This is a genomic window from Paraburkholderia sp. BCC1876, assembly GCF_902833695.1.
Classification (GTDB): Bacteria; Pseudomonadota; Gammaproteobacteria; order Burkholderiales; family Burkholderiaceae; genus Paraburkholderia.
Genome location: NZ_CADFGI010000011.1, coordinates 25,317 through 50,090, shown reverse-complemented (window position 1 = coordinate 50,090; position 24,774 = coordinate 25,317). Strand labels below are relative to the sequence as shown.

Below are 24,774 nucleotides of genomic sequence, written 5' to 3'. Positions count from 1 at the left end.
CACAACGCGCAAGGCGCAAGACGCCTAGGCGCTGAAAGCACTCAAAGCGCCCCAAGCGCGCTACACGTTCCCCGCCAGATGAAAACGCGACGCCGGGTGCCACAACTGCACCGACGTCGCGACATGGTCACCCACCCACGTCCGTCGCCATAGCTGCAAACACGGCTCGCCGATATCCATCATCAGATGACGGCGCACGTACGCGTCGGGCTTCTGCGCATAGATGCGGAATTCCGCGCGCTGGATCGGCGCGAGCCGCACCATGTAGTGATTCGGCGTCTCGACCGTGAAGTCCTGTTGCAGGTACTCGGGGAACACCTTCGGGTTGACGTAGCGGTCCTCGTACTGGATCGGTTCGCCCTCTTCGCTGTGCACGATGCACGAATGAAATGCGGGGCCGCCGGCGAGGCCGAGCGCTTCGAGCGCCTCCGGGTCGTCGCTCGGTTCGAGCGTCAGCACGCGCGCCGAATGACGATGCCCGCGTGCGGCGATTTCGTCGGCGATATTGCGGATCTCCAGCACGGTCGACTCGTAGCGCTGCGGCGCGACGAAAGTGCCGGAACCTTGCACGCGCGTCAGCACGCGTTCGGTGGTCAGTTCGCGCAGCGCGCGCGAGACCGTCATGCGCGCCACGCCGAATTCCTTGACGAGTTCGGTTTCGGACGGAATCAGGCCGCCCGGTTTCCAGTCGCCTTCGCTAATGCGCCGGATCACGTAGCGCTTGATCTGTTCATACGCGGGCATGGCCTTCGCCGGCGTCTCCTGACAGCGTTCCTGCGTCTCTGCGGGTTGCGCGTTTATCGTTGTGTTCACTGCGACCTCGTGGGTGGTACGCGGGTTGATCAAGCCGTACGCGCCCCGCCGTGCCCGTTGTCGAGCGACATGAGCGGGACGTTCGCAACGTTCGCGGCGGCGCGCACCTTGCCCGCCGCCGCCAGACTCGTGACGGTTGCAGGCGCAACCAGATTCGCGCCCTCCGCCGACGTGACCGGCCGAGGCCCAATGTTACCCGGGTTCGGCAGCGGTGGCGGCGTCTGATCGGCGATCAGGCGAAACGCAACGCTCATGTCGTGCGCGAGCGGCCGGTCGTCGCGATAGGTCGGCACGACGCGCCGCACGCGTTGCCATAGCGCCTCGGTGTGCGGCGCGCGCGGCGCGTCGATGCTTTGCAGGTCGTACGCTTGCGCGGCCGCCAGCAATTCGATCGCGACGATGCGCCCGGCGTTGTCGACGATTTCCAGCGCCTTCAGCGCGGCCGGCGTGGCGTGGCACAGGTGATCTTCCTGCAAGCCCGAGGTGATGCCGCCGTCGAGACTCGCCGGCAATGCCAGACGCCGGTTCTGCGCGACCAGCGAAGCCGCCGTGTACTGCGCGATCATGAAGCCGGAACACGAGCCGCCCGGCTGCGCGAGAAACGCCGGCAAGCCGCTCACCAGCGGATTGACGAGGCGGTCGAGGCGCCGCTCGGCCATGGCCGCGACTTGCGCGATCGCGGTGGCGAGGCTGTCCATGGCCAGCGCGATCGACGCACCCACCGCATGCGCCTGCGAATAGACGCGCGGCGCGTCCGGTGTCCCGGCGACGATCGGGTTATCGGTAATCGAAGCGAGCTCGCGATTGACCACGTCGGCGGTCGCGGCGAGCACGTCGCGCGCGGCGCCGTGCACGTGCGGAATGGTCCGCATGCTCAACGGGTCCTGGGTGCGCTGGCCGACCACCGCCGCCAGAATGCCGCTGTCGGCGAGCGCGATGCGCATCCGTTCGCCGACCTGGTTCAAACCCGGCGAAATGCGCAAGGCGAGCGAATCTTCATCGAACGCGGCGAGTTGGCCGCGCAGATTCTCGAAGCTCATCGCGGCGACCAGATCGGTCCAGTCGAGCAGACGCGCCGCGCGCGCCAGCGCCAACGCGGCCAGACCCGCGACGCACGGCGTGCCGTTGACGAGACTCAAGCCTTCTTTCGCTTCGAGCACCAGCGGTTCGAGCCCGAGCCGCTGCAACGCGTCGCGTCCCGTGAGCCGTTCGCCGCGATAGCGCACGTGTCCTTCACCAATGCAAACGAGCGCGATATGCGCCATATGACTCAGATAACCGACCGAGCCGAACGCCGGCACTTCCGGCAAACAATCGGCATTGAGCAGGGCCACCAGTTGATCCGCCACTTCGAGGCGAATGCCGGAGTGCCCATGCGCGAAGTTGTTGACGGCCGCGGCCATGATCGCGCGTGTCTCGGCGACACCGAGCGGCGCGCCGACGCCGACCGCGTGGCTCATCAGAATGTTGCGCGACAGGCTGCGCTGTTCGGCCGGCGAGACGATCACGTCGCACAACGCGCCCACACCCGTGTTCACGCCATACGCGCGAATGCCGCGCGCGACGATCTGCTCGACGAGCACGCGCGCCGCGGCGATGCGCGCGCGGGCGCCGGTGGCAAGTTCGAGCGGTTCGCCGGCGGCGACAGCCGCCACCTGAGCCCAGTCGAGAGGACGATCGGAACGGATCACGGCCATGGTAGTGCTCTGCTCAGTGGTGAGCCCGGCGACGCGGCCGGGCGAATACAGCATGCTCACGCAACCGGGCGACGCCGCCCGTCAATGCGGCTCAATTGGTAGTGCGGTCCTGATGGCTCGACACGAATTGCCGGAAGCGATCCGACTTGCACTCGACGAACACTTCGTCAGGCGTGCCGTCGGCTTCCACCTGGCCTTGATGCAGGAACATCACGCGATTCGATACGTGGCGCGCGAAACCCATTTCGTGCGTGACGACCAGCATGGTGCGGCCTTCTTCCGCGAGCGAACGCATCACGCGCAACACTTCGCCCACCAGTTCCGGATCGAGCGCCGAAGTCGGTTCGTCGAACAGCATCACTTTCGGATGCATGGCCAACGCGCGCGCAATCGCCACACGCTGCTGCTGACCGCCCGACAGATGCGCCGGATAGTGGCCGCGTTTTTCCGCGAGGCCGACTTTTGCGAGCAACGCTTCGGCCTCTTCGACCGATTCCGCGCGGCTGCGCTTTTGCACGCGCATCGGCCCTTCGATCAGATTCTCCAGCACGGTCATATGCGACCACAGGTTGAAGTTCTGAAACACCATGCCGAGTTGCGACCGCACGCGGTCCACCTGGCGGCGGTCGCTCGGTTGCAGCTTGCCGTCGCCGCGACGCTTCATTTTCAACTCTTCGCCGCCCAGCGCGACCGATCCGTCGTCGGGCGTTTCGAGCAGGTTCAGGCAGCGCAGAAACGTGCTCTTGCCCGAGCCGCTCGCGCCGAGAATCGAGATCACGTCGCCCTGATGCGCGTCGAGCGAAATGCCTTTGAGCACGTGGTGCTCGCCGAACGACTTATGAATGTTCTTGACCGACAGTGCGACGGGAGCCGTAGCGTTCATGGAATTCTCCAGATTCATTCGGGATGGCCGGCCGCTCAGGACGCGGCGCGACGTGCTTCGGATTTCGCGGACACCGCGCGATTCGGCGCGGCTTGCGCGGGCGCGGCGCGCAGATGGCGCGACAGACGCGTCTCCAGCATGCCGAGCAGGCGCACGATGACGAAGTTCAGGAACAGATAGATCAGCGCGGCGCAGATGAATACTTCGGTCGTGCGATAGGTTTGCTGGATGATCTGCTGCGCGACGCCGGTCACTTCCCACACGGTCACGAGGCTCGCGAGCGCGGTCGATTTGACGAGCAGCACGGCTTCGGTCGAATACGCCGGCAGACACTGGCGCAACGCGATCGGCCCGATCACGCGGCGCAACAGCGCGAAGCCCGACAGACCGATCGAATAGCCCGCCTCGATCTGTCCGACCGGCACGGCTATCAATCCGCCGCGAATGATTTCAGCGGTATAGCCGGCCGTACACAAAGCCAGCGATAAAACGGCGCACAGGTAAGGCTCGCGCAGCACCGGCCACAAAAAGCTCTCGCGGATCACGCCGAACTGACCCATGCCGTAGTACACGAGGAACATCTGGATCAGCAGCGGCGAACCGCGAAACACGAGGATATAAGCGCGCGCGAAACGGTTCGGCAGCCAGTGCGGCGACACCCGCATCGTGACGATCACGAGCGACAGCAGGCCGCCCAGAATCAGCGAACAGAAGAACAGCCCGAGCGTGGTCGGCACGGCGGCCAGCAGTTGCTTGAGCGTGTCGAACAGGAAGTCGAAATCGAAATGCATGATGACCGTCCTCGTCAGTTGCGCGCGAAGTTGCGCTTGAAGGACCGGCCCACGCGCGCTTCGGCGCGGTTGAAAACCCGGTTCGAGATGCTGGTCATGACCAGGTACAGCGCGCCGCCCACCACGAAGAACGTGAAGTACTGATGGGTGGAGCCCGCCGCCACCTGGCTGGTGCGCAGCAATTCGGCGAGTCCCGTGACGGAGATCAGCGCCGAATCCTTGAGGCTCAGTTGCCAGACATTGCCGATGCCCGGCAGCGCGAAACGCAGCACTTGCGGAATCAGAATGCGGCGCGCCATGGTCAGCGTCGGCATGCCGATCGAGCGCGCGGCTTCGAGTTCGCCACGCGACACGGCGAGCACCGCCGCGCGGTACACCTCGGCCTGGTACGCGCCGGAAATCATGCCGACCGCGAGCGCGCCGATCACGAACGGCGGCACGCCGACGAAGCCGTCCGCGCCGAACCACTGGCCGATGGTCGTCACCAGCGTGGAGCCGCCGAAATAGAACAGATAGATCACGAGCAGTTCGGGCACGCCGCGAAACACCGTGGTGTAGATATCGCCGATCACGCGCAACGTGCGAAACCGCGACAGCTTGGCCGTCGCGATCAGGCCGCCGAATACGGCGCCGACCGCGAGCGCGGCGAGCGTCAGCGCGACCGTCATCAAGGCCGCGAGCAATATCACGCCGCCCCAGCCATCCGGCCCGAAGCCGAGCATCTGTATCAGTGCCATTCCCTACCCCTCATCCATGACGTCGGATCGAATCCGTGGACGTGCGCGGCGCGTGGGTCACACACGCCGCGCAGGCCGTACTCGGAGAATCCCTTCGAAGGACCTTGCATCACTTCCGCGATGCAAGACCGGCGGGACTCACTGAGCGCTCAGCGAATCAAGGCGTGACGTCGGTCTTGAACCACTTGGCGGAGAGCTTCTTGACGGTGCCGTCGGCGAGCGCCGCGCTGATCGCGGTGTCGAACTTCGCTTTCAGATCGGCGTCCTGTTTGCGGAACGCGAGGCCTTCGCCCGGACCCCAGATCGGGCCGCCGATCTTCGGACCGGCCATCACGATCGACGCGGTTTCTTTCTTGTCGATGTTGGCGGCGTAGTACGTCACGTCGTCGAACGACGCGTCGATGCGGCCGTTGGCCAGATCCAGATCGCGCTCGGGCGAGGTCTTGTAGACGCGGATCGTGGCGACGTCCTTGAAGCCGTCGTTGATGAACTTGGTGTAGACCGTGCCCGACTGGATGCCGATGGTCTTACCCTTCAGTTGCTTGCGCAGTGCGTCGACGGTCGGCTGATCGGTTTTCGGATCGCCCGACAGTTTGACCACGCCCGCGCCCGGCGCTGCCTTGGGCAGCACCTTCGCGTCGGCCACCGCGAAGGTGGCCGGCGTGGCGGCGTACGGCTTCGAGAAGGCAATGATCTTTTCACGTTCCGGCGTGATCGAAATCGCGTCCATCAACACGTCGAACTTGCCCGCTTGCAGACCCGGAATCATGCCGTCCCAGTCTTGCGCCACGAGGTTGCATTGCAGCTTGATGCGCTCGCACAAATTCGCGACCAGCTCCGGTTCGAAGCCGCCCAGCTTGCCGCCCGGCAAGGTCAGGTTCCACGGCGCGTAACCGCCTTCCAGCGCGATGGTCACGGTCTTCCAGTCTTTAGCCTGCACCGGTGCCGCGAAAATTGTCGCCGCGCCGAGCACGGCGCCCATCAATGCTTTTGCTAACGTCGTGTGCTTCACTTTCACGTCGAAACTCCTTTGATTGAGGAAACCGTCGAACTGGATGTTCTAACCATCGCTGAATTTGTATAGACAAGTCTGCATGAGTCAAAAAGCCGTCGCAAGGGGTTCGGCGGGAAAATCCGCAGATCATCGGGTAAGCCCCTACCAATGCCTTCTGGCGGGGTTCTGCGAGACGGAACGTTGATTACAGAAGCGTCGTGACGCATGGAATGCGCGCGTCAGCGTGGTGCGCTTTGTCTAGACAGGTTGGTGCGTGATGAACCAAGGTGGGAGATGCGGACACGCGCGTGAGCCGCGCCTGACCTCACGCATCGAGCGACGACTCACGAGCCAGCGCTACCAGATGCGCGGTACGAAGCGGTATTTAACGCGGGAGGTGTAGGCGGGATAACCGTCGAGTTCGGCGTTCAGCAGGCGCTCTTCACGTACCGCGCGCCAGCCGATGCCGAGCACCATGATCGGCACGCAGGCAAGTCCCCACCACGAGCCGAGCAGCAAGGGCGTGCCGACGAACAGAAACAGCGCGGCGGCGTACATCGGATGACGCACGTACGCATAGGGACCGCTGTCGATCACCTTGTGGCCACGACTCGCCTGGATCTTCACGACGGGCGCGGCATAGCTGTTAGCGCGAAACACGGCGCGGCACATCACCAGACAAACGACGATGCACAGCGACCCGAGACTCACGAGCGCCACCGGTACCGGCGGCGACCAATGCAGGCGCACGGCGTCGACGCCCATCAGGACCAGCCACGCGCACCACACCAGCGACACGCTCACCATGAACACACGGTCCCAACGGCTTTGTTGCGCCTGCACGATCGGCGCGAGCCGTTCGGCCAGCAGCCCCGGATCGTGCCGCGCAAGCCACAGCCCGACCCACAGACTCAGCGCGCCCGTCTCGATCAGATACCACCACGCAGCGGGCCACGCGAGCGTGCCGGCCGCGCCGAACAGCAGCACGCCCATGGCGGCGAGCCAGAGCGTCGTTTGCAGAAGGAGACGCGTGATCATGCGGGCCAGTGTCTAAGCGCTGTGCGCCGGTGTGTGCACACGGTTGAACACCTCGACGAGATCGATGTCGCCGGTATTCAGGCCGAACTGATCGCGCAGGCAGGCCGCGAGTTCGTCCGCGCTGGCGAGTTGCCGTTCGCTGACGATCTCGCCGTCGGCGCCGCGTTCGTTCAACTGGTCGTTGCGCAGCGTGAGCCGGGTGTCGTCGAGCACGCGGCAAACAATCAGCGTGGTGGCAAAAATCGATTCCGGCGCCGTCGACGTGTACCAGTTCGAGGTTTCATAGTCGACCCACTCGACCGCGTGCAGATCGAAGCGATAGACGCGCGTCCAGCTTTCGTCGCGCGCCTGCACGTCGAGGTAAAGCGCGTTGTGCGCGGCATCGGCGAGGCGGAACGTGCCCAGCGGCGTGCGCTGCGCGAGGCCCGCGGCGAGACGCAACGGCGCGGTCAGCGTAACGCTGCCGAAACCGACGTCGACGATCCACGCCTCGTTCTCGAGGTCGATCCGCAGAACCATATGGGTGCGCGGCGGCACCTCGTCGGACTCACGGCCCCACAGTACGCGGGCGAGCAGCGGCGTGACCTTGAAGCCCAGTTGCATGAGCACGTTCGCGAGCAGCGCGTTCTGCTCGAAGCAGTAACCGCCGCGATGATTCGTGACGAGTTTGCGCTCGACCGATTCGAGGTCGAGCTTCACCGCGCGGCGCGTGAACGGATTCAGGTTCTCGAACGGAATGGCGCGCGGATGCAGCCGGTGCAGCGCCTGCAGCACCTCCAGCGTGGCCGCGCGCGGGCCGTCGTAGCCGATACGGGTGAAGTAATGGTCCAGATTCACGGTGTTTGACATCGGCATGGTCCCGGTTAGGTCTGAGGCGCTGAACGCTGATCGATTTTGTGCCGCGAGGCGGCTTCGGAAAAAGATCATAACGGTTGAGCAATCGCAACGCTTAAGCACGCCGACCTGTGTTATTGCAAACGCATTCGATAAGACCACAACCCTACGTTTTAATTACGTTTTAATTCTCTTTTCATTACGCGCAAATAGCCATTAATAGCAGTCCGTAAAGATCAAAGTTACATGTCAGTAATATTGATGCGAATCGTTCTCATTTGTGTTGACGCACCCATTTCGCATGCGTACGATCTCGCCATCTGCTGTGCCCGGCGTCGCGACCCGTCACAGCAAATCGCAGTCGTGACAGCAACGTCATACCGCGGTGATCAATTCAGTCGATACAACACAAACAAGGATTTCGATGAAGTTCGCCCAACTCAACGGACCCGCTGTTCAAGCGCGTCCGCTTCGCGATTCCGCCAGGCGTGCCGGCGTTATCAGCCGCTCGCGTCTGCCCTCCTTGCGGCGCGCCGCGCTCTTCACGGCATTGGCCTGGGCCTCGATGACAGCCGGCGTTGCCATGGCTGAAACCAATCCCGACGCGACCCCGGAAGCCCCTGAGGCCGACCTGAACATTCAGGCCACCCAGACCAATCAGTGGACGGGTGTCTGGAATCGCGCGACGCTGCTCGGCGATATCGGCGGTCTGCGTCCGTGGCTCGGCAAATACGGCGTGACCCTGCAGCTCACGGAAACCAGCGAAGTGCTGGCCAACGTGCGCGGCGGTCTCTCGAAAGGCGCGGACTACGACGGCCTGACGACCGCCACCGTGCAGATGGATACGCAGAAGGCCTTCGGTCTGCCGGGCGGTCTGTTCAACGTGAGCGCGCTGCAGATTCACGGCGCCAATCTGAGCGCCAACAAGCTCGGCACGCTGAACACGGCGAGCGGTATCGAAGCGCAGGACACCACCCGCCTGTGGGAGTTGTGGTATCAGCAGTCGTTCCTGAACAAGCGTATCGACGTGAAGATCGGTCAGCAAAGTATCGACCAGGAATTCATCACCAGCACGAACTCGGCGCTGTTCGTCAACACGATGTTCGGCTGGCCCGCGCTGCCTTCGTACGACATGCCGTCGGGCGGCCCGGCTTATCCGCTGGCCGATCTCGGCGTGCGCGTGCGCGGCCAGATCACGCCTTCGTTGACGGCGCTCGCCGGTGTCTTCGACGGCGACCCGCTCGGCAATAGCCCGAACAACAAGAGCGGCACCAACTTCAACCTGCACAACGGCACGCTGTTCATCGGCGAGTTGCAGTACGCGATCAACCAGCCGTCTGACGGCGAAATGGTCGGCGCGGGCGGCGGCGGCTTGCCGGGTACCTACAAGCTCGGCCTCTGGTACAACAACCAGAGCTTCGCCGACCAGCGTTTCGACAACACCGGTCTGTCGCTCGCGAATCCGGCCTCCAGCGGCATCGCCCAGAATCATCATGGCGACTACAGCTTCTACGCGGTCGCCGACCAGATGATCTGGCGCCCGGATCCGGACGAACCGCGCAGCCTGAACGTGTTTGCCCGCGTGATGGGCGCGCCCGGTGACCGCAATCTGGTCAGCGTGGCCGCGAACCTGGGTGTCGTGCTGAAGGCACCGTTCGCCGGCCGCGACAACGACAGCGCCGGCATCGCGCTGACGTACATCAAGATCGGCAACCACGTGAACGGTCTCGATCAGGACAGTCAGGCGTTCAGCGGCGGCCCGTACGGCGTGCGCACCAGCGAAACCACGCTCGAAGCCACCTATCAGTATCAGGTCAATCCGTGGTGGCAACTGCAGGCGGATGCACAATACACGTTCAACGCCGGCGCCGGCCAGAATCCGAGCGACCCGACGCAGCCGCTGCGCAACACGTTCGTCATCGGCGTGCGGACCAACATCACGTTCTGATGCCGCGCTCGCCTAACTTACACGCTACCGACAAATCGAATCCCATGCTTTCGATCATGACCGCAATCAACGCTTTGTGCGCCCGCACGGAGATCCAATCATGAACCAACCCACGCGCAAGTTCTCGCCGCGCGCCGCGCGGGCCCTGATCGCCGCCGCCGCTCTGACAACCGCCGCCGGCGCCTATGCCGAGCCGCAAGGTTTCCTGGAAACCATCAAGCACCACACCACGCTGATCAACACCGTGCCGGGCAACGGCGACCAGAACCCGTACGCGGTCGTGGTCGCGCCGGTCAGCGTCGGCACCGTCAAGAAGGGCGACGTGCTGGTGGGCAACTTCAACAACTCGACCAACCTGCAAGGCACCGGCAGCACGATCATCAACTACCATCCGGACACCAAAGAGATGACGGTGTTCGCGACGGTGCCGCGCGATCTGAAGGCGTGCCCCGGCGGCATCGGCCTGTCCACGGCGATGACCATGCTGAAGTCCGGCTACGTGATCGTCGGCAGCACGCCGAGCAATGACGGCACCACCGGCACCAAGGGCGCCGGCTGCCTGATCGTGATCGATCCGCAGGGCAAGGTCGCCTCGACCATCACGAGCCCGAACATCAACGACCCGTGGGGCAACATGGCGGTCGTCGACAACGGCTCGACCGCCACGCTGTTCGTCAGCAACGCCGGCTTCGGCGTGGGTAGCGCGGCGGGCGAACCGCCGGTGTTCAAGCAGGCCACCGTGTTGCGTCTGGACCTCGACGTGCCGGCCGACAAACCGCCGGTCGTGAAGAAGGAAACCGTGGTGGGCAGCGGCTTCGGCGCGCAGGCGGACAAGGGCGTGTTCCTCGTCGGTCCGACTGGCCTCGCGCTCTCGGGCGACCAGAAACTGCTGTACGTGTCCGACGCGATCGGCAACCGCGTGACGGAAATCGACGAACCGATGACGCGCGACACCAGCGCCGGCGTGGGCCGCCAACTGACCGCCGACGGCCTGCTGCACCGCCCGCTCGCGATGCTCACCGCGCCTAACGGCCACCTGCTGGTCACGAACGCGCTGAACGGTCAGATCGTCGAGATCGACCCGGCCACCGGCAAGCAGATTTACGCTCGCTGGATCGACACGGACAAGGCACAATCGCCCCCGGGCAACGGCGACCTGTTCGGTCTCGCGTTGACGCCCGAAGGCGACGGTTTCTACTACGTGCAGGACGACGTGAACACGCTGGTTCTCGCGAAGTAAGCAAAACACCCCACAGCGTAATGAAGGTGAAGTAGCCATGGCACACGATCAACCCCCGCGGCCCTCACGGCGCGGATTTCTGAAGGCGGGCGGCGCCGCGGTCGCCGCCGGCGCGAGTCTCGGTGCGGCGCAGGTCGCTCAGGCCGCGCTCGCCAGAACACCGGCGCACAGCGCCGATCCGCAACTGGCCGTCGAGCCGTTTTACGGTTTGCATCAGGGCGGCGTCGTCACGGCGCAGCAGAGTCACACGTACGTCGCCGCGCTCGATCTGACGACCGAGAAACGCGACGACGTGATCGCGCTGCTGCGCGCCTGGACCGACGCAGCCGCGCGTTTGACGCAAGGCAACACGGCCGCCCCGCTGTCGACCACCTCGACGGCCAAAGCCGCGCAGGCCGACGGCATGGTCGAAAACACGGCCAACAGCGCGTCCAACGGCAAATCCGGCGCTAAAGACGACGGCAGCGCCTACAGCCCGGTCAACGCGAAAGCCGCGCCCGATTCCGGCGACGTGCTCGGTCTCGGCCCTTGCGGCCTGACGATCACGTTCGGCTTCGGCCCGGGCCTGTTCACGAAAGACGGCAAGGACCGCTACGGCCTCGCCGCGCGCCGCCCCGCCGCGCTCGTCGATCTGCCGCGTTTCAACGGCGATCAACTGATCGAGCAGAAAACCGGCGGCGACCTGTTCATCCAGGCGTGCGCGAACGATCAGCAGGTCGCGTTTCACGCGGTCCGCCAATTGGCGCGCCTCGCGTACGGCACCGCCGCCATGCGTTGGGGTCAGGCGGGTTTCCTGTCGGGTCCGCGCGGTCAGACGCCGCGCAATCTGATGGGCTTCAAGGACGGCACCAACAACCCGTCCACCGCAAAGCCGCAGTTGATGAACGAGTTCGTGTGGGCCGGCGCCACCGCGGACGCGCCGTGGATGGAAGGCGGCACTTACACCGTCGTGCGACGAATCCGTATCACGCTGGAACACTGGGACAACACCGAGGTGGACTTCCAGGAACAGGTGTTCGGCCGTCACAAGTACAGCGGTGCGCCGATCGGCAAGAAGAGCGAGTTCGACGCGGTCGACCTGAAGGAAGAAGACAAGGACGGCAATCCGGTGATTCCGGAGAACTCGCACGTGCGTCTGTCGAATCAGGCCAGCAACAACGGTGCGCAGATTCTGCGCCGCTCGTATTCGTACAACGACAGCACGGATTTCTACATCGAGCGCTGGCCGCCATGGCGTCAGGAAACGGAGTACGACGCGGGGCTGATTTTTGTCGCTCACCAGAGCGACCCGCGTAAGGGCTTCATTCCGATCAACGACAGGCTCGCCAAGTTCGACATGATGAACCAGTTCACGACCCACGTAGGCAGCGCGGTGTTCGCGGTGCCGCCGGGCGCGAAGCCGGGTTCGTATATCGGCGCCGGGCTGTTCGAGGCGTAATAAAGGCCGGGTAGCATGCCGTGCCGGCGGACCGCCGGCACGGCGAACAAGCAAGCGACGCATCGAAAGATCAACAACAACATCACCAACGGAACACAGGATCATGGCTCAATCATGGTTTGGCACCCGCGTGCGCCTTATCAGCAGCGCAGCAGCGCTCACGCTCGCGGCTTTCGCGACGGTGCCTTCGGCGGCGCAAGCTGCGTCGATCACGGTCTATAACGCGCAGCACGAACAGGTCGTCAACCTGCTCGCCAAAGACTTCGAAAAACAGTCGGGCATCTCGGTCAAGATCCGCAACGGCGAAGGCCCGGCCATGGCCGCGCAGATCCTCGCGGAAGGCCCGGCCACGCCGGCCGACGTGTACTTCACGGAAAACTCGCCCGAGCTGATGCTGCTCGAAGAGAAGGGCCTGCTGAACAAGGTGGACAGCGCCACGCTCGCCACCGTGCCGGCACGCTTCAGCTCGCCCACAGGCTCATGGGTTGCGGTCACCGCGCGTGAAAACGTGCTGGCTTACAACACCACCAAGCTGCAACCGTCGCAACTGCCGCAATCGCTGTTCGATCTCGCCAAGCCGGAATGGAAAGGCAAGGTCGGTATCGCACCGAGCGACGGCGACTTCCTGCCGCTGGTGAGCGCCGTGCTCGCGCTGAAGGGTGAAGCGCAAACCGTGCAATGGCTCAAGGGCCTGAAAGCCAACGCGCAACTTTTCGACGACGACGAAGGCGTGGTGGCCGCCGTCAATCGCGGCGGTGTCGCGACCGGTCTGATCAACAACTACTACTGGGCTCGCCTGCACGCTGAAATCGGCGACGGCAAGACCCGCAGCGCGATCTATCACTTCAGCAACGGCGACGCCGGTGCAGCGGTGAACGTGTCGGGCGCGGCGGTGTTGAAGTCCGCGCACAACGCGGACGGCGCACAGAAGTTCCTCGCGTATCTGGTCAGCGATCGCGCGCAACAACTGATGGCGAATAGCCACGTGATGTTCGAATATCCGCTGCGCGCAGGTGTCGCGTCGGACCCGATCCTCAAGCCGTTCACCGAACTGAAGCCGCCGGCGCTGACCATCGAGCAGCTCGGCGACGACAGCCAGGCCGGCAAACTGTTGCGTCAGGCAGGCCTGCTGTAAATGAGTGAAGCCTTGTCAGCCGGTCCACCGGCTGTATCTACCGTCACGGCGCGCGCCCGTTCGCGCGCGCCGCGCGGTTTGTTCGCGGCAGCAGCAATCAGCGCTTTGCTGGTTCTGCTGCCGATTGCGTTTACGTTCTGGCGCGCCGCGAGCTTCGGCGCGGGTGAAGCGGTCGATCTGATCTTCCGCCCGCTGGTCGGCGAACTGCTGGTCAACACCGTGCTGATCACCGTCTCGACCACGCTGGTGTCCGCGGTGCTCGGCACGGCGGCCGCGTGGTTCGTCGAGCGCACGCATGTGCCTGGCCGTCGCGTGTGGGCCGTGCTCACCGCCGCGCCGCTCGCCATGCCCGCGTTCATCTCGAGCTATGCATGGGTGTCGTTGAGCCAGGATTTGCAGGACTTCAACGGTGCGCTGCTGGTATTGACCTGTGGATATTTCCCGCTCGTCTATCTGCCGGTGGCCGCCGCGCTGCGCAGCATGGACCCGGCGCTCGAAGAAAGCGCGCGCGCGCTCGGCTGCAGCCGCTGGAGCAGCTTCGTGCGGGTGGTGCTGCCGCAACTGCGGCCGGCGCTACTTGGCGGCATGCTGCTGGTGGCGCTCGGCGTGCTGTCGGAATTCGGCGCGTTCACGCTGCTGCGCTTTCACACCTTCACAACACAGATCTACGCGGAATTCCGCACCAGTTTCGACGGCGGCGGCGCCTCGCTGCTCGCCTGCCTGCTGATCGTGATCTGCCTGATCGTGCTCGCGTTCGAGTTTCGTGTGCGCGGCGCGGCGCGTTATGAACGCGTCGATCGCGGCACACGTCGCGCGGTGCTGCGCTACGACCTCGGCGCGTGGCGCTGGATCGTCGTCGCCGGCTTTGCGCTGCTGACGATGACCACGCTCGGCGTGCCGCTCGGCATGATCGGCTACTGGCTCACGCAGCCGGGTGCAGCGGCCGTCACACCGGCCGACGTGTCGCCCGAACTGCTGTTCAACGCAACCTTGTCGTCGGTCGGCTTCGGCCTCGCCGCGGCCGCGCTGACCACCTTGCTGGTGATCCCGCTCGCGTTCCTGCTGGTGCGCTACCCGACCCGTTTCGCAACGCTGTTCGAGCGCACCGTGTTTCTCGCGCAAGGCGTGCCGGGCCTGGTGATCGCGCTGGCGATCGTGTCGCTCGCGGTGCATGCGCTGCAGCCGCTCTATCAAAGCGCAACGCTGCTGGTGGTCGCCTACGCAATGCTGTTCATGCCGGTCGCGCTGGTCAGCGTGCGCGCCGCCTTCATGCAGGCACAGCCGCGCCTCGAAGAAACCGCGCGTGCGCTCGGCCTGAACTGGTCGCAGACGCTGTTCCGCGTGGTGCTGCCGTTGGCGGGTCCGGGACTCGGGGCCGCCGCGTCGATGGTGTTCATTTCGGTCGTCACCGAGCTGAACGCAACGCTGTTGCTCTCCCCCCTCGACACGCAGACGCTCGCCACCCAGGTCTGGGCCGACACGTCGACCATGGCGTTCGCCGCCGCCGCGCCTTATGCTGCGCTGCTCACCGGCATTTCGCTGTTCGCGTCGGGCCTGCTGTTCGCGCTGCTCGGCAAATCGGCGCTGCTCGGCGAACGCGGCTGATTCCATGCTGATGCCCATGCTCTACCTGCTTTAATCATCGGATTTTCATGAGCGAACTTCGTATCCGCGGACTGCAAAAATCGTTCGACGGTCACCCGGTGCTGCACGGCATCGATCTCTCGGTCGAGCGCGGCACCCTGCTCGCGCTGCTGGGCCCGTCCGGCAGCGGCAAGACCACGCTGCTGCGTCTGTTGTGCGGCTTCGAACGCGCGGATGGCGGCAGCGTCGAAATCGACGGCCGCAGCGTGGTCGGCGATAACCTGCATGTGCCGTCGGAACAGCGCCGCATTGGTTATGTGCCGCAGGAAGGCGCGCTGTTTCCGCATCTGTCGGTGGCGGACAACATCGTGTTCGGCTTGCCGCGTACGCAGCGGCGCGCGCGTCATCGCGTGGCCGAGTTGCTGGAACTGGTCGGCTTGCCGGCGGACTTCGGCACGCGTGCGCCGCAGCAGTTGTCGGGCGGTCAGCAGCAGCGCGTCGCGCTGGCCCGCGCGCTCGCGCCGTCGCCTACGTTGGTGATGCTCGACGAACCGTTTTCCTCGCTCGACGCTGCGTTGCGGCTCGAAACCCGCCAGGCGGTGGCGAGCGCGCTGGCCGCGACCGGCGCCACGGCGGTGCTGGTCACGCACGATCAATCCGAGGCTTTGTCGCTGGGCCACGAGGTCGCGGTGCTGTGGAACGGTCGCCTGATTCAGACGGCGACGCCGCAGACCTTGTACCGGCTGCCGGTCACGCGCGAGCTGGCTTCGTTTGTCGGCGAAGCGGTATTGCTGCCGGGCACGGTCACGCAGGATCGGGTGAGTTGCGAACTCGGCGATCTGCCGTTGTCCACGCCGATCGGCCAGGGCGCCGTGGACGTGATGGTGCGGCCCGAGCAGATCCGCCTGTTTCGCGACGAAGATCGGCTGGTCAACGACACCCGGGCTTACGACGCTATCGTCACCGAAGTGACGTTCCAGGGGCAGGACGCCGGTGTTGCGCTGCAAATGCAGTCCGGCACGCGAACCATGGTGCGCGCCCGCGTGCCGGGCTACCTGTCGCCGCAACCGGGCGAACGCGTGCGGCTGTCGGTGGACGGCGAAGTGACGGCCTACCCGCGCGCTTAAGCCTGCGCCGCGGTCGAACCCTTCGAGCGCGACTGCGAAGGGTTCGGCGCCGGCGATTGCGTCTGTGACCCCAGCGACAAATCCTGCATCATCTGCGCGGCCAGATAATCGCAGGTCGGCCGATCCGATTTGGCGCTGCGGGCCACCACGATTTCCAGCGGCGCGATCTTCGGCAAGCCTTGCGCTTCCCCGAGAATCGCCAGCCGCGACGGCACGCTGCAACGCGTGACCGCGATCACCGACAAACCCGCATCCACGGTCGCCACCAGCCCCATCAAACTCGCGCTGCTGAACGCCGCGCGATAGCGGATTCGCGCGCCGTCGAGCGCGGCCAGCGTATGCTGCCGCGCCACACAGCCGGGCTCGTACAGCCCCACCGGTAACGGCGACGCCGCCAGCACCGGCGTATCCACCGACGCCCCCACCCACACCATCGGCTCGCTGCGCACGAATTCGCCGCGCAGTTTGCGGTCGCGCGTGACGAACGCGAGATCGATCTTGTTGTCCGCCAGCATCGGCGCGAGCGACGTGCTCTGCGCGCAGACAATTTCGATCTCCACATGCGGATACAGCGTCGAAAAGCGCCGCAACACCGGCGACAGCAGCGACGACACATAGTCGTCCGGCGCGCCGAGCACCACGCGCCCGCTCACCTCGGGCCGCACGATCGCCGACCACGCCTCCTCATGCAAAGCCAGCACGCGCCGCGCGTATTCGAGCAGCGTATTGCCGGGCCGCGTCAGCGACAGATTGCGCGTGTTGCGGGCGAACAGCGTGGTGCCGAGCATGGTTTCGAGGCGCTTGATCTGCATGCTGACGGCCGCCTGCGAACGGTGCACCGTCGCCGACGCCTTCGTGAAACTGCCCGTTTCCACCACCGCGATAAAACTGCGCAGCAAATCGACGTCGAATTCGGGATGCATGATTTATCAATCCAGCTTATGGAATTGCTCAATTTAATTCGTTTGTCGGTGCCATGCAAGCCGCGCAATACTTGACGGCATCAACTCATGGAGACCCCTTCGCATGCCCCTCACCCAACGTCAACAAGGCGCCATTACGCTCGCCAGCGGCGGGCTTCTGATGGGCACGATCGGTGTCTTCGTCGAGGAAGCGCGGCTCGGTGCGCTGACCCTGGTGTTCTTTCGCTGCCTGTTCGGCTTTCTGTCGCTCGCCGCGTATTGCGCGTGGAAAGGCTATTTCACGCGCGCGCATTTCACGCGTCGCACCGTCGCGCTGGCGCTGATCTCCGGCGTGCTGATGGTCACGCAGTGGGTCGGCTTCTTCGACGCGATCCATCGCACCAGCATTGCGGTCGCGACCGTGGTGTTTCACGTGCAGCCGTTCTGGGTCGTGCTGATCGGCGCCGCGCTGTTCAACGAGCGTCTCGGCATCGACCGGCTCGGCTGGATCGCGACGGCTTTCGTCGGACTCGTGCTCGCGTCGGGCGTGGCGGCCACGGAGAATCTGCAAGGCCATACGAGCTATCTGATCGGGATCGGCGAGGCGCTCGCGGGCTCCGTGCTCTATGCGAGCGTCACGTTGATCGCCAAAGGACTCGGCGAGTTGCGCCCGCATCTGCTGACGCTCGCGCAGTGCGCGGTCGGCGTGGTGTGCCTGCCGTTTATCGCGCCGCTCACCGCTGTGCATATCGGTCCGATGCAATGGTTCTGGCTGGTGGGCATGGGCGTGCTGCATACGGGGCTCTCGTACGTGCTGATCTACGGCGCGCTGCCGAAGCTGACCACGCCGATCATCGCCGTGCTGCTGTTCGTCTATCCGCTGACCGCGATCGTGGTCGATGCGGTCGTCTACGGACGCGCGCTGTCGATGCCGCAACTCGCGGGCATGGTGTTGATCGTCGTCGCGAGTCTGGGGGTTAATCTCGGCTGGCCGCTGCTGACGTTGCTGCGGCCCGGCGCGCGAGCGCGGCGCCATGCGGATTGAAATTACAAAAACCTGTGTTTTTCCATTCAATTAGCACAGTCGAGAATCGTTCTCGTTTATAATTTCAGGATATTACAAGCCGGACACGGACACTGATCCGGGTTCTGCTGTATCTCCCAACCCCACATCGACATGCCATTCCGAGGCAGCCGATGTCACGTCCGCACCCTTCGTGCGCTGACGCACGGCGCCCCGGCCGTTTCAATTTCGAACTCATCCGATCGCTTCAGGGGAATTCACCACCTTCGTTTTAATTGACCGACCACACGACGGGCTGCTTTGCCGTGCGCGCGCGCTTATGCGTGCGCTTTTGCTGTACCCCAAATCGATAACTCCACCGATCCACACGCCAAGAACGTCTTCATGAACGTCAAAAAGAAAACTTACCGCGCGCTGCTGCTCGCTACCTCGCTTGCCAGCGCCCGGCCTTTGCTGGCTCAGGAAGCCGCACCCGTCGCCGGGCCGGCCGACAACACGTTGCCCGCGATCGCCGTCAAGGCCGCCGCCGATCGCTCGTACGACAGCAGCACGTCGAACACCGCGACGAAGATGAACATGTCGCTGATGGACGTGCCGCAAACCGTCAACGTCGTGCCGCGCGCGCTGCTCGACGAGCAGAACGCGACCTCGTTGCAGGACGCGTTGCGCAACGTACCGGGCATCGGCTTTTCCGTCGGCGACGGCCAGCGCGACCAGATCACGTTGCGCGGCTTCAACAACATCACCGATCAATACGTCGACGGTATTCGCGACGATGCGCTCTACTACCGCGATCTGTCGAACGTGGAACGCATCGACGTGTTGAAGGGACCGGCCGCCGTGCTCTATGGACGCGGCTCGGCCGGCGGCCTGATCAATCGCGTGTTGAAGAAACCGGGCGCGAATCCCGAGCAGTCGGTCGGCGTGACGCTCGGCACCGAAGGCGAACGGCGCGGTGAATTCGATCTCGGCTGGAATGCGAACGACGCCGCGCGTTTTCGCATCACGGGCGCGGCCGAGAACTCGAACAGCTTTCGCGACCAGTTCCAGTTGAATCGTCAGGCCGTGGCGCCGTCGGTGCAATTCCGGATCGATAAAGACACAACCCTCAATCTCGAAGCCGACTATCTGCACGATCGCCGCACGTCGGATCAGGGCTTGCCGGCCTATCTCGGCCGCCCGGTCAACGTGCCGATCAACACGTATTACGGCTCGTCGAATGCGGCGAACACGTCGTATAACGATGTCGATGCGAAGAGCGCGACCGCGTCGCTCGATCATCGCTTCAACGATTCGTTGTCGCTGCACACCGCCGTACGCGCGTACGACTTTTCGCTCGAACGCAAAAACTACGTCACGTATGAGCCGATCAAGACCGCGCTGAATCCGGTCGTGACGCTCGATCAGAGTACCCGCTTCCGTCAGGATCACGGCGTGGACGGTCTGTTCGAGTTGACGCAGAAAACCACGCTGTTCGGCATGAAGCACGAGCTGCTGTATGGCGTCGAGCTCTCGCAACAGCAGAAGTTCGACACCATCTACTCGACCACCAAGGTCGCGACCTACAACCTGTACAACCCGCAGTTGGTGAATCTGCCGGGCGTGACGCCGGGCGTGCCGGCCAAGACGAATGCGGCGACGGTGTTGGGGCTGGCCGGCGTCTACGCGCAGGACCTGATCTCGCTGACCGAGCACTGGAAGATTCTCGCCGGCCTGCGCTTCGACTATCTGACGCAGACGCGCAACGACTACACGTCGGCGCACGTCAATCTGGACCGTACGGATCGCGCGTGGAGTCCGCGCGTCGGTTTGATTTACGAGCCGCTCGACTGGGTGTCGCTGTACGCGTCGTATAGCCAGTCGTTCTCGCCGCTCGCCGATACGCTGATCAGCAGCGGCGCGTTCGCGAACGGTTCGGCGCTGGCGCCGCAAAAGACCACCGCCTTCGAAGTCGGCTCGAAATTCGACCTGGGCCGCGCGAGCGCGAGCGTCGCGCTGTTCGATATGAAGCAGACCAATCAGCAGATCGCCGATCCGGCCAACCCGACCTACGCGCTGCCGATTGGCACGCAGCACACACGCGGCCTGGAACTGTCGATGACAGGCGAAATCGCGCCGAAGTGGTCCGTCTACGCAGGCTACGCGTACCTGAACGGCAATGTGGATGGCTCGCCGCAAGCGAGTTCGGCCGGGCTGCTACTGAACCAGAACACGCCGGGACTGATGCCGCGTCACAGCGCGAGCGTGTGGATCAAGCGCGATCTGAAGTACGGCTTCTATGCGGCGGGGGGCGCGCAATTCCAGTCGGCGCGTTATACGTCGGCTAGCGACGCGGTGACGTTGCCGTCGTTCGTGACCTTCGATCTCGGCGCGGGTTATCACGGCAAGAACGTCGACGTCGCGTTGACGCTGGATAACCTGTTCGACCGCAAGTACTTCATCGCGGCGCACGGCAATGCGGATATGTACAACATGCCGGGCGCACCGCGCACGCTGACGGCGTCGGTGAGGTGGAAGATGTAAGGGGGTCGGCGCGCTGGGCGCGCCGAGGGTGAGAATGAAAAAACCAGCGCTTCGGGAGAGGCGCTGGTTTTTTTGTTTAATCGTCGTAGTGGAAGCGGCAGGCGATCACTGCGGCAACACCTCCCCCTTCGTCTCCGGCGCGAACGGAATGATGAACAGCCCGATCACAAATGCAAGCGCCGTCAACGCCACCGGCAGGCCGAGCGTATGCATATGCAGCACCGCTGCGCCGAGCAGAAAGTTGACCCCGGCCCCGACAAAACGCCCGAACGACGTGCAGAACGCGAACGCTGTAGCCCGCACACGGGTTTCGAATTGCTCCGGCAGCCACAAGCTGAACAGCGCAAAATTACCGCCGAAGAAACCCAGCACGAAGAGCCACGCGATAAACGGCGCAAGTCCGTTCGGCAGATAGAAGGCCCAGCCGAAACTGCCGACGATCGCGATCGCCATCCCCGCGAAGTACACCGCCAGCGTCTTCTTGCGACCGATCCGTTCGGCCATCGGCGGCAACGCGAGACAGCCGAGAATCGTCGCGATAGACAGCAGCCCCGTGGCGAGCGAAGCGGTTCTGATCGCGTCGTTCTTCGCCATGCCGGCCTTGGTCGCCAGTTGAATCACCGCGGACGGCTCATACACCGCGCCGGCCCACAAACCGATGATCGCGATCGTCAGCAGCATGCACGCCACCCACGTACGACGCCGATACGCCGGCCCCATGATTTCGCGCAGCGGCCTCGCACGCGCCGCGCCGGCTTCGGCCTTCTGCCACTTGTCCGTTTCCTTCACACGCAGCAACACCAGAATCGCGACCACCACCGGCACCGCGCCGGTCAGGAACATCACGCGCCAGCCGTAGTGCACGCCGACCGTATAGTTGAGCGCAGCCGCAAGGAAGAACCCGGCGTAATACCCCGTCTGCAGATAACCCGCGCCCATCTTGCGGCGGTCTTCCGGCCAGGATTCCGCCACATAGGTGCCGGCCAGCGCCCACTCGCCGCCAATCCCCACCCCCGCGATAAAGCGGTAGATACCCAGCTCCCACACGTTATGCGACGTCGCGGCCAGCCCGGTAAAGATCGCGAACGTGAAGATCGTGCCGGCCAGCACCTTGGTGCGGCCAAAGCGATCCGCCAGCGGCCCCCAGATGAACGACAGGCCCCAGCCGACCAGAAACAGCGCGAACAGAATCGACCCGGCGAGGCCGACGTTCGCCGGCGTGGCCGCATATCCGGAACGCGGCAACAACTCGGTCAAGGCGGGTGTCAGCACGAGCGCGTAGATGAACGAGTCCATGCCGTCGAGCGTCCAGCCTGCCCACGCGCCCCAAAACCCGGCGATCTGCGAACGATTGAGCGGCGTGCGCCGCCGCGTGACCGACGTGCGGTCGGTTAGTGAATTCATCATGCTCCTCCGGCCCTGCAGTTGACGTACGGGTTGGCGTCCATAAAGGGAATCGATGAAACGACGCGCGGCGGCTTGAACGAACCGCGCTGTCCTCATACAACACAGAGGAACGGTGCGCGGCGAGCCGGGAAAAACTTTCCGGATTTGCCCGTCTATAAGCGCGCTTTTTTATATATAATATTCAATATTATGAGCGACGCAATAGATGGTTTTCCCCTGGACGCCTCCGCGCGCAGCCCGCTTTTACCGGCGGCGGCGCCCCGTGAGAGCACGTCCCGCATGATCGCGGAGGCGCTGCGCGCCGCGATTGTCGACGGCACGCTGGCGCCTGGCGCGCCGCTGCGGCAGGACGCAATCGCGCGGCATTTCTCGGTCAGCGCAATTCCCGTGCGCGAGGCCTTGCGCCTGCTCGAAACCGAAGGCTGGGCGAAAGCCGCCATGCACAAAGGCGCGACGGTCGCACCGTTGTCGGCGGATGAAGCGCGCGAAATCTACGAGATCCGTTCGGCGCTGGAGAGCCTGGCCATCGGTCTCGCGATTCCCCATCACACGGCCGCCACGCTGCGCGAATCCGCGAAGCTGTGCCGCGCCGCCGAACGCGAACCGGACCCGGCGCTGTACGTGGCGCGCAACGTCGCGTTCCATATGAGCCTGTATGCGCCTGCCGCCCGTCCGCAACTCGAGGACATGATCGGCACGTTGCATCGGCGCGGCGAACGCTATCTGCGGCTGAAGCTGGACTTGCCGTCGCGCAAGGGCGAATCGGACCATGAGCACACCGCCCTGCTCGACGCCGTGCAGCGCCGCGATATTCCCGCCGCGCAGGCACAGGTCGTCGCGCATCTGCTCGGCACCGGCGACCTGCTTCACCGTTTTCTGACCGAACGTGCGCAGGCCGAAGCCGCGCTCGCAAATCAACCCAAGCCGCGCGGCCGACGCCCGCGTCTTGCCACCGGGAGTTGACTGAGCCGATGAACCGACCTGCCGAAATCACTGCTGCTTCAGCCGCTGCATCGCCGCCTGCCGCACGCTCGTGGACCACGCGCCGCGACGAAAAGAACCGCCGCCTCGCGGCCATCGCGCCCTGGCTGCAAGACGGCGTACTGCCCACCGACCGCATCGTCGATGCCCTCGAAACGCTGATCCAGCCCGGCGACCGCGTTGCGCTGGAAGGCGACAACCAGAAACAGGCCGACTTCCTGTCGCGTTCGTTCGCGCAGGTCGATCCGCAAAAAATTCACGACGTGCATCTGCTGATTTCGAGCATTGGGCGCCCTGAGCATCTGACGCTGTTCGAGCGCGGCATCGCGCACAAGGTCGACTTCTCGTTCGCCGGGCCGCAGAGTCTGCGGGTCGCGCAACTGCTCGAAGACGGCCAGCTCGAGATCGGCTCGATCTACACCTACGTCGAGTTGTACGCGCGCATGTTCGTGGATCTGACGCCGCACGTCGCGCTGCTGTGCGCGGAAAAGGCCGACCGTCACGGCAATCTGTACACCGGCGCGAATACCGAAGACACCCCCACCATCGCCGAAGCCGCCGCGTTCCGGCATGGCATCGTGATCGTGCAGGTCAACGAGATCGTCGACGAACTGCCGCGCGTCGACATTCCCGGTTCGTGGATCGACGTGGTCGTGCAGGCCGACCGGCCGTTCGCCGTCGAGCCGCTGTTCACGCGCGATCCGCGCCATATCGGCGACCTGCAGGTGTTGACCGCGATGATGGTGATCCGCGGCATCTACGAGCCGTATGGCGTGACGTCGCTGAATCACGGCATCGGCTTCGACACCGCCGCGATCGAACTGCTGCTGCCCACGTATGGCGAAGCGCTCGGCCTGAAGGGCAAGATCTGCCGCAACTGGACGCTCAATCCGCATCCCACCATGATTCCGGCAATCGAATCGGGCTGGGTCGACAGCATCCATTGCTTCGGCAGCGAAGTGGGCATGGAGGCGTATATCGAAGCGCGTCCCGACGTGTTCTTCACCGGCAACGACGGCAGCCTGCGCTCGAACCGCGTGCTGTGCCAACTGGCCGGGCAATACGGCGTCGACCTGTTCATCGGCTCGACCTTGCAGATCGATGCGGACGCGAATTCATCCACCGTGACACGTGGCCGTCTGGCCGGTTTCGGCGGCGCGCCGAACATGGGCCACGATCCGCGCGGCCGGCGTCATTCGAGCGAAGCGTGGCTCAAGCTGCTGAAAGATCAGGGCCCGGTGTCGCGCGGGCAGAAGCTCGTCGTGCAAATGGCCGAGACGTACAAGAAAGGCGGCGAGCCGACCTTCGTCGATGAACTCGACGCGGTCGCGGTCGGCGCGAAAAGCGGCATGCCGATCGCGCCGGTGATGATCTACGGCGACGACGTCAGCCATGTGGTCACCGAGGAAGGTATCGCGCATCTGCACAAGGCCGAAGGCATCGACGAGCGGCGCGCGGCGATTGCCGCCGTGGCCGGCGTTACGCCCATCGGGCTGCGCGCGAAGCCGGAGAAGACGGCGGAGTTGCGCCGGCGCGGCATCGTCGCGTATCCGGAGGACCTCGGCATTCGACGCGGCGAAGCGAAGCGTTCACTGCTGGCGGCGCGCAGCATCGACGATCTGGTGACGTGGTCGGGCGGTCTGTACACGCCGCCGGCACGCTTCAGGAGCTGGTAAGC

Annotated in this window: 20 protein-coding genes; 10 read left to right on the top strand and 10 right to left on the bottom strand. The window is 64.5% G+C overall.

What is annotated here, in order from left to right; genetic code table 11:
* Window positions 1–60: 60 nt before the first annotated feature.
* The 8 genes from hutC to HWY05_RS30570 all read right to left on the bottom strand — a co-directional run bounded on the left by hutC (window position 61) and on the right by HWY05_RS30570 (window position 7,802).
* A complete protein-coding gene (gene hutC / locus HWY05_RS30605) occupies window positions 61–744 on the bottom strand; it encodes a histidine utilization repressor (RefSeq protein WP_176060780.1) in 684 nt (227 codons plus the stop codon).
* Between the two features lie 98 nt (window positions 745–842).
* The gene (gene hutH / locus HWY05_RS30600; RefSeq protein ID WP_176060779.1) at window positions 843–2,510 is read right to left on the bottom strand and encodes a histidine ammonia-lyase; all 1,668 of its coding nucleotides are present in this window, start codon (window positions 2,508–2,510) and stop codon (window positions 843–845) included.
* Between the two features lie 91 nt (window positions 2,511–2,601).
* The gene (locus tag HWY05_RS30595; protein WP_035556477.1) at window positions 2,602–3,393 is read right to left on the bottom strand and encodes an ATP-binding cassette domain-containing protein; all 792 of its coding nucleotides are present in this window, start codon (window positions 3,391–3,393) and stop codon (window positions 2,602–2,604) included.
* Window positions 3,394–3,428: 35 nt separating this feature from the next.
* On the bottom strand, window positions 3,429–4,184 hold the full coding sequence (locus tag HWY05_RS30590) for an ABC transporter permease subunit (protein ID WP_035556475.1): 756 nt from the start codon (window positions 4,182–4,184) through the stop codon (window positions 3,429–3,431).
* Window positions 4,185–4,198: 14 nt separating this feature from the next.
* Window positions 4,199–4,921: an ABC transporter permease gene (locus tag HWY05_RS30585; RefSeq protein ID WP_035556473.1), complete on the bottom strand. Its 723-nt coding sequence runs from the start codon at window positions 4,919–4,921 to the stop codon at window positions 4,199–4,201.
* A gap of 157 nt (window positions 4,922–5,078) precedes the next feature.
* Complete coding sequence (locus tag HWY05_RS30580) at window positions 5,079–5,939, bottom strand: transporter substrate-binding domain-containing protein (RefSeq protein WP_035556471.1); 861 nt, start codon at window positions 5,937–5,939, stop codon at window positions 5,079–5,081.
* A 333-nt stretch (window positions 5,940–6,272) separates the two neighbouring features.
* Window positions 6,273–6,953, bottom strand: a complete 681-nt coding sequence (locus HWY05_RS30575; protein WP_176060668.1) for an isoprenylcysteine carboxylmethyltransferase family protein — start codon at window positions 6,951–6,953, stop codon at window positions 6,273–6,275.
* A gap of 12 nt (window positions 6,954–6,965) precedes the next feature.
* Complete coding sequence (locus tag HWY05_RS30570; RefSeq protein WP_176060667.1) at window positions 6,966–7,802, bottom strand: arylamine N-acetyltransferase; 837 nt, start codon at window positions 7,800–7,802, stop codon at window positions 6,966–6,968.
* 409 nt (window positions 7,803–8,211) lie between these two features.
* On the opposite strand from HWY05_RS30570, the gene HWY05_RS30565 reads away from it, so the two are divergent.
* The 6 genes from HWY05_RS30565 (at window position 8,212) to HWY05_RS30540 (ending at window position 16,259) form a co-directional block, all read left to right on the top strand.
* Complete coding sequence (locus tag HWY05_RS30565; protein WP_176060666.1) at window positions 8,212–9,735, top strand: carbohydrate porin; 1,524 nt, start codon at window positions 8,212–8,214, stop codon at window positions 9,733–9,735.
* 100 nt (window positions 9,736–9,835) lie between these two features.
* Window positions 9,836–10,975 carry a hypothetical protein gene (locus HWY05_RS30560; RefSeq protein ID WP_035556464.1) on the top strand — a complete coding sequence of 380 codons (1,140 nt, stop codon included), beginning with the start codon at window positions 9,836–9,838 and terminating at the stop codon, window positions 10,973–10,975.
* A 37-nt stretch (window positions 10,976–11,012) separates the two neighbouring features.
* Entirely contained in the window at window positions 11,013–12,413 is a 1,401-nt protein-coding gene (locus HWY05_RS30555) for a Dyp-type peroxidase (protein ID WP_035556462.1), read from the top strand.
* 103 nt (window positions 12,414–12,516) lie between these two features.
* A complete protein-coding gene (locus HWY05_RS30550) occupies window positions 12,517–13,548 on the top strand; it encodes an iron ABC transporter substrate-binding protein (RefSeq protein ID WP_035556459.1) in 1,032 nt (343 codons plus the stop codon).
* Window positions 13,549–15,153 (top strand): iron ABC transporter permease, encoded by a 1,605-nt coding sequence (locus tag HWY05_RS30545; protein WP_035556457.1) that lies wholly within the window; start codon window positions 13,549–13,551, stop codon window positions 15,151–15,153.
* 47 nt (window positions 15,154–15,200) lie between these two features.
* Window positions 15,201–16,259 carry an ABC transporter ATP-binding protein gene (locus HWY05_RS30540; RefSeq protein WP_111933523.1) on the top strand — a complete coding sequence of 353 codons (1,059 nt, stop codon included), beginning with the start codon at window positions 15,201–15,203 and terminating at the stop codon, window positions 16,257–16,259.
* On the opposite strand, the gene HWY05_RS30535 is transcribed toward HWY05_RS30540, so the two are convergent.
* A complete protein-coding gene (locus tag HWY05_RS30535; protein ID WP_176060665.1) occupies window positions 16,256–17,182 on the bottom strand; it encodes a LysR substrate-binding domain-containing protein in 927 nt (308 codons plus the stop codon). The two genes, HWY05_RS30540 and HWY05_RS30535, sit on opposite strands and share 4 nt — an antisense overlap.
* 103 nt (window positions 17,183–17,285) lie before the next feature.
* On the opposite strand from HWY05_RS30535, the gene HWY05_RS30530 reads away from it, so the two are divergent.
* Window positions 17,286–18,206 carry a DMT family transporter gene (locus HWY05_RS30530; RefSeq protein ID WP_176060664.1) on the top strand — a complete coding sequence of 307 codons (921 nt, stop codon included), beginning with the start codon at window positions 17,286–17,288 and terminating at the stop codon, window positions 18,204–18,206.
* Window positions 18,207–18,569: 363 nt separating this feature from the next.
* On the top strand, window positions 18,570–20,708 hold the full coding sequence (locus HWY05_RS30525) for a TonB-dependent siderophore receptor (RefSeq protein ID WP_176060663.1): 2,139 nt from the start codon (window positions 18,570–18,572) through the stop codon (window positions 20,706–20,708).
* A gap of 105 nt (window positions 20,709–20,813) precedes the next feature.
* Here HWY05_RS30525 and HWY05_RS30520 read toward each other — a convergent pair whose 3' ends face one another.
* Complete coding sequence (locus HWY05_RS30520; RefSeq protein ID WP_176060778.1) at window positions 20,814–22,112, bottom strand: MFS transporter; 1,299 nt, start codon at window positions 22,110–22,112, stop codon at window positions 20,814–20,816.
* A 192-nt stretch (window positions 22,113–22,304) separates the two neighbouring features.
* On the opposite strand from HWY05_RS30520, the gene HWY05_RS30515 reads away from it, so the two are divergent.
* The gene (locus HWY05_RS30515) at window positions 22,305–23,078 is read left to right on the top strand and encodes a GntR family transcriptional regulator (RefSeq protein ID WP_035556446.1); all 774 of its coding nucleotides are present in this window, start codon (window positions 22,305–22,307) and stop codon (window positions 23,076–23,078) included.
* 8 nt (window positions 23,079–23,086) lie between these two features.
* The gene (gene mdcA / locus HWY05_RS30510) at window positions 23,087–24,772 is read left to right on the top strand and encodes a malonate decarboxylase subunit alpha (protein ID WP_035556444.1); all 1,686 of its coding nucleotides are present in this window, start codon (window positions 23,087–23,089) and stop codon (window positions 24,770–24,772) included.
* The last annotated feature ends 2 nt before the right edge of the window (window positions 24,773–24,774 follow it).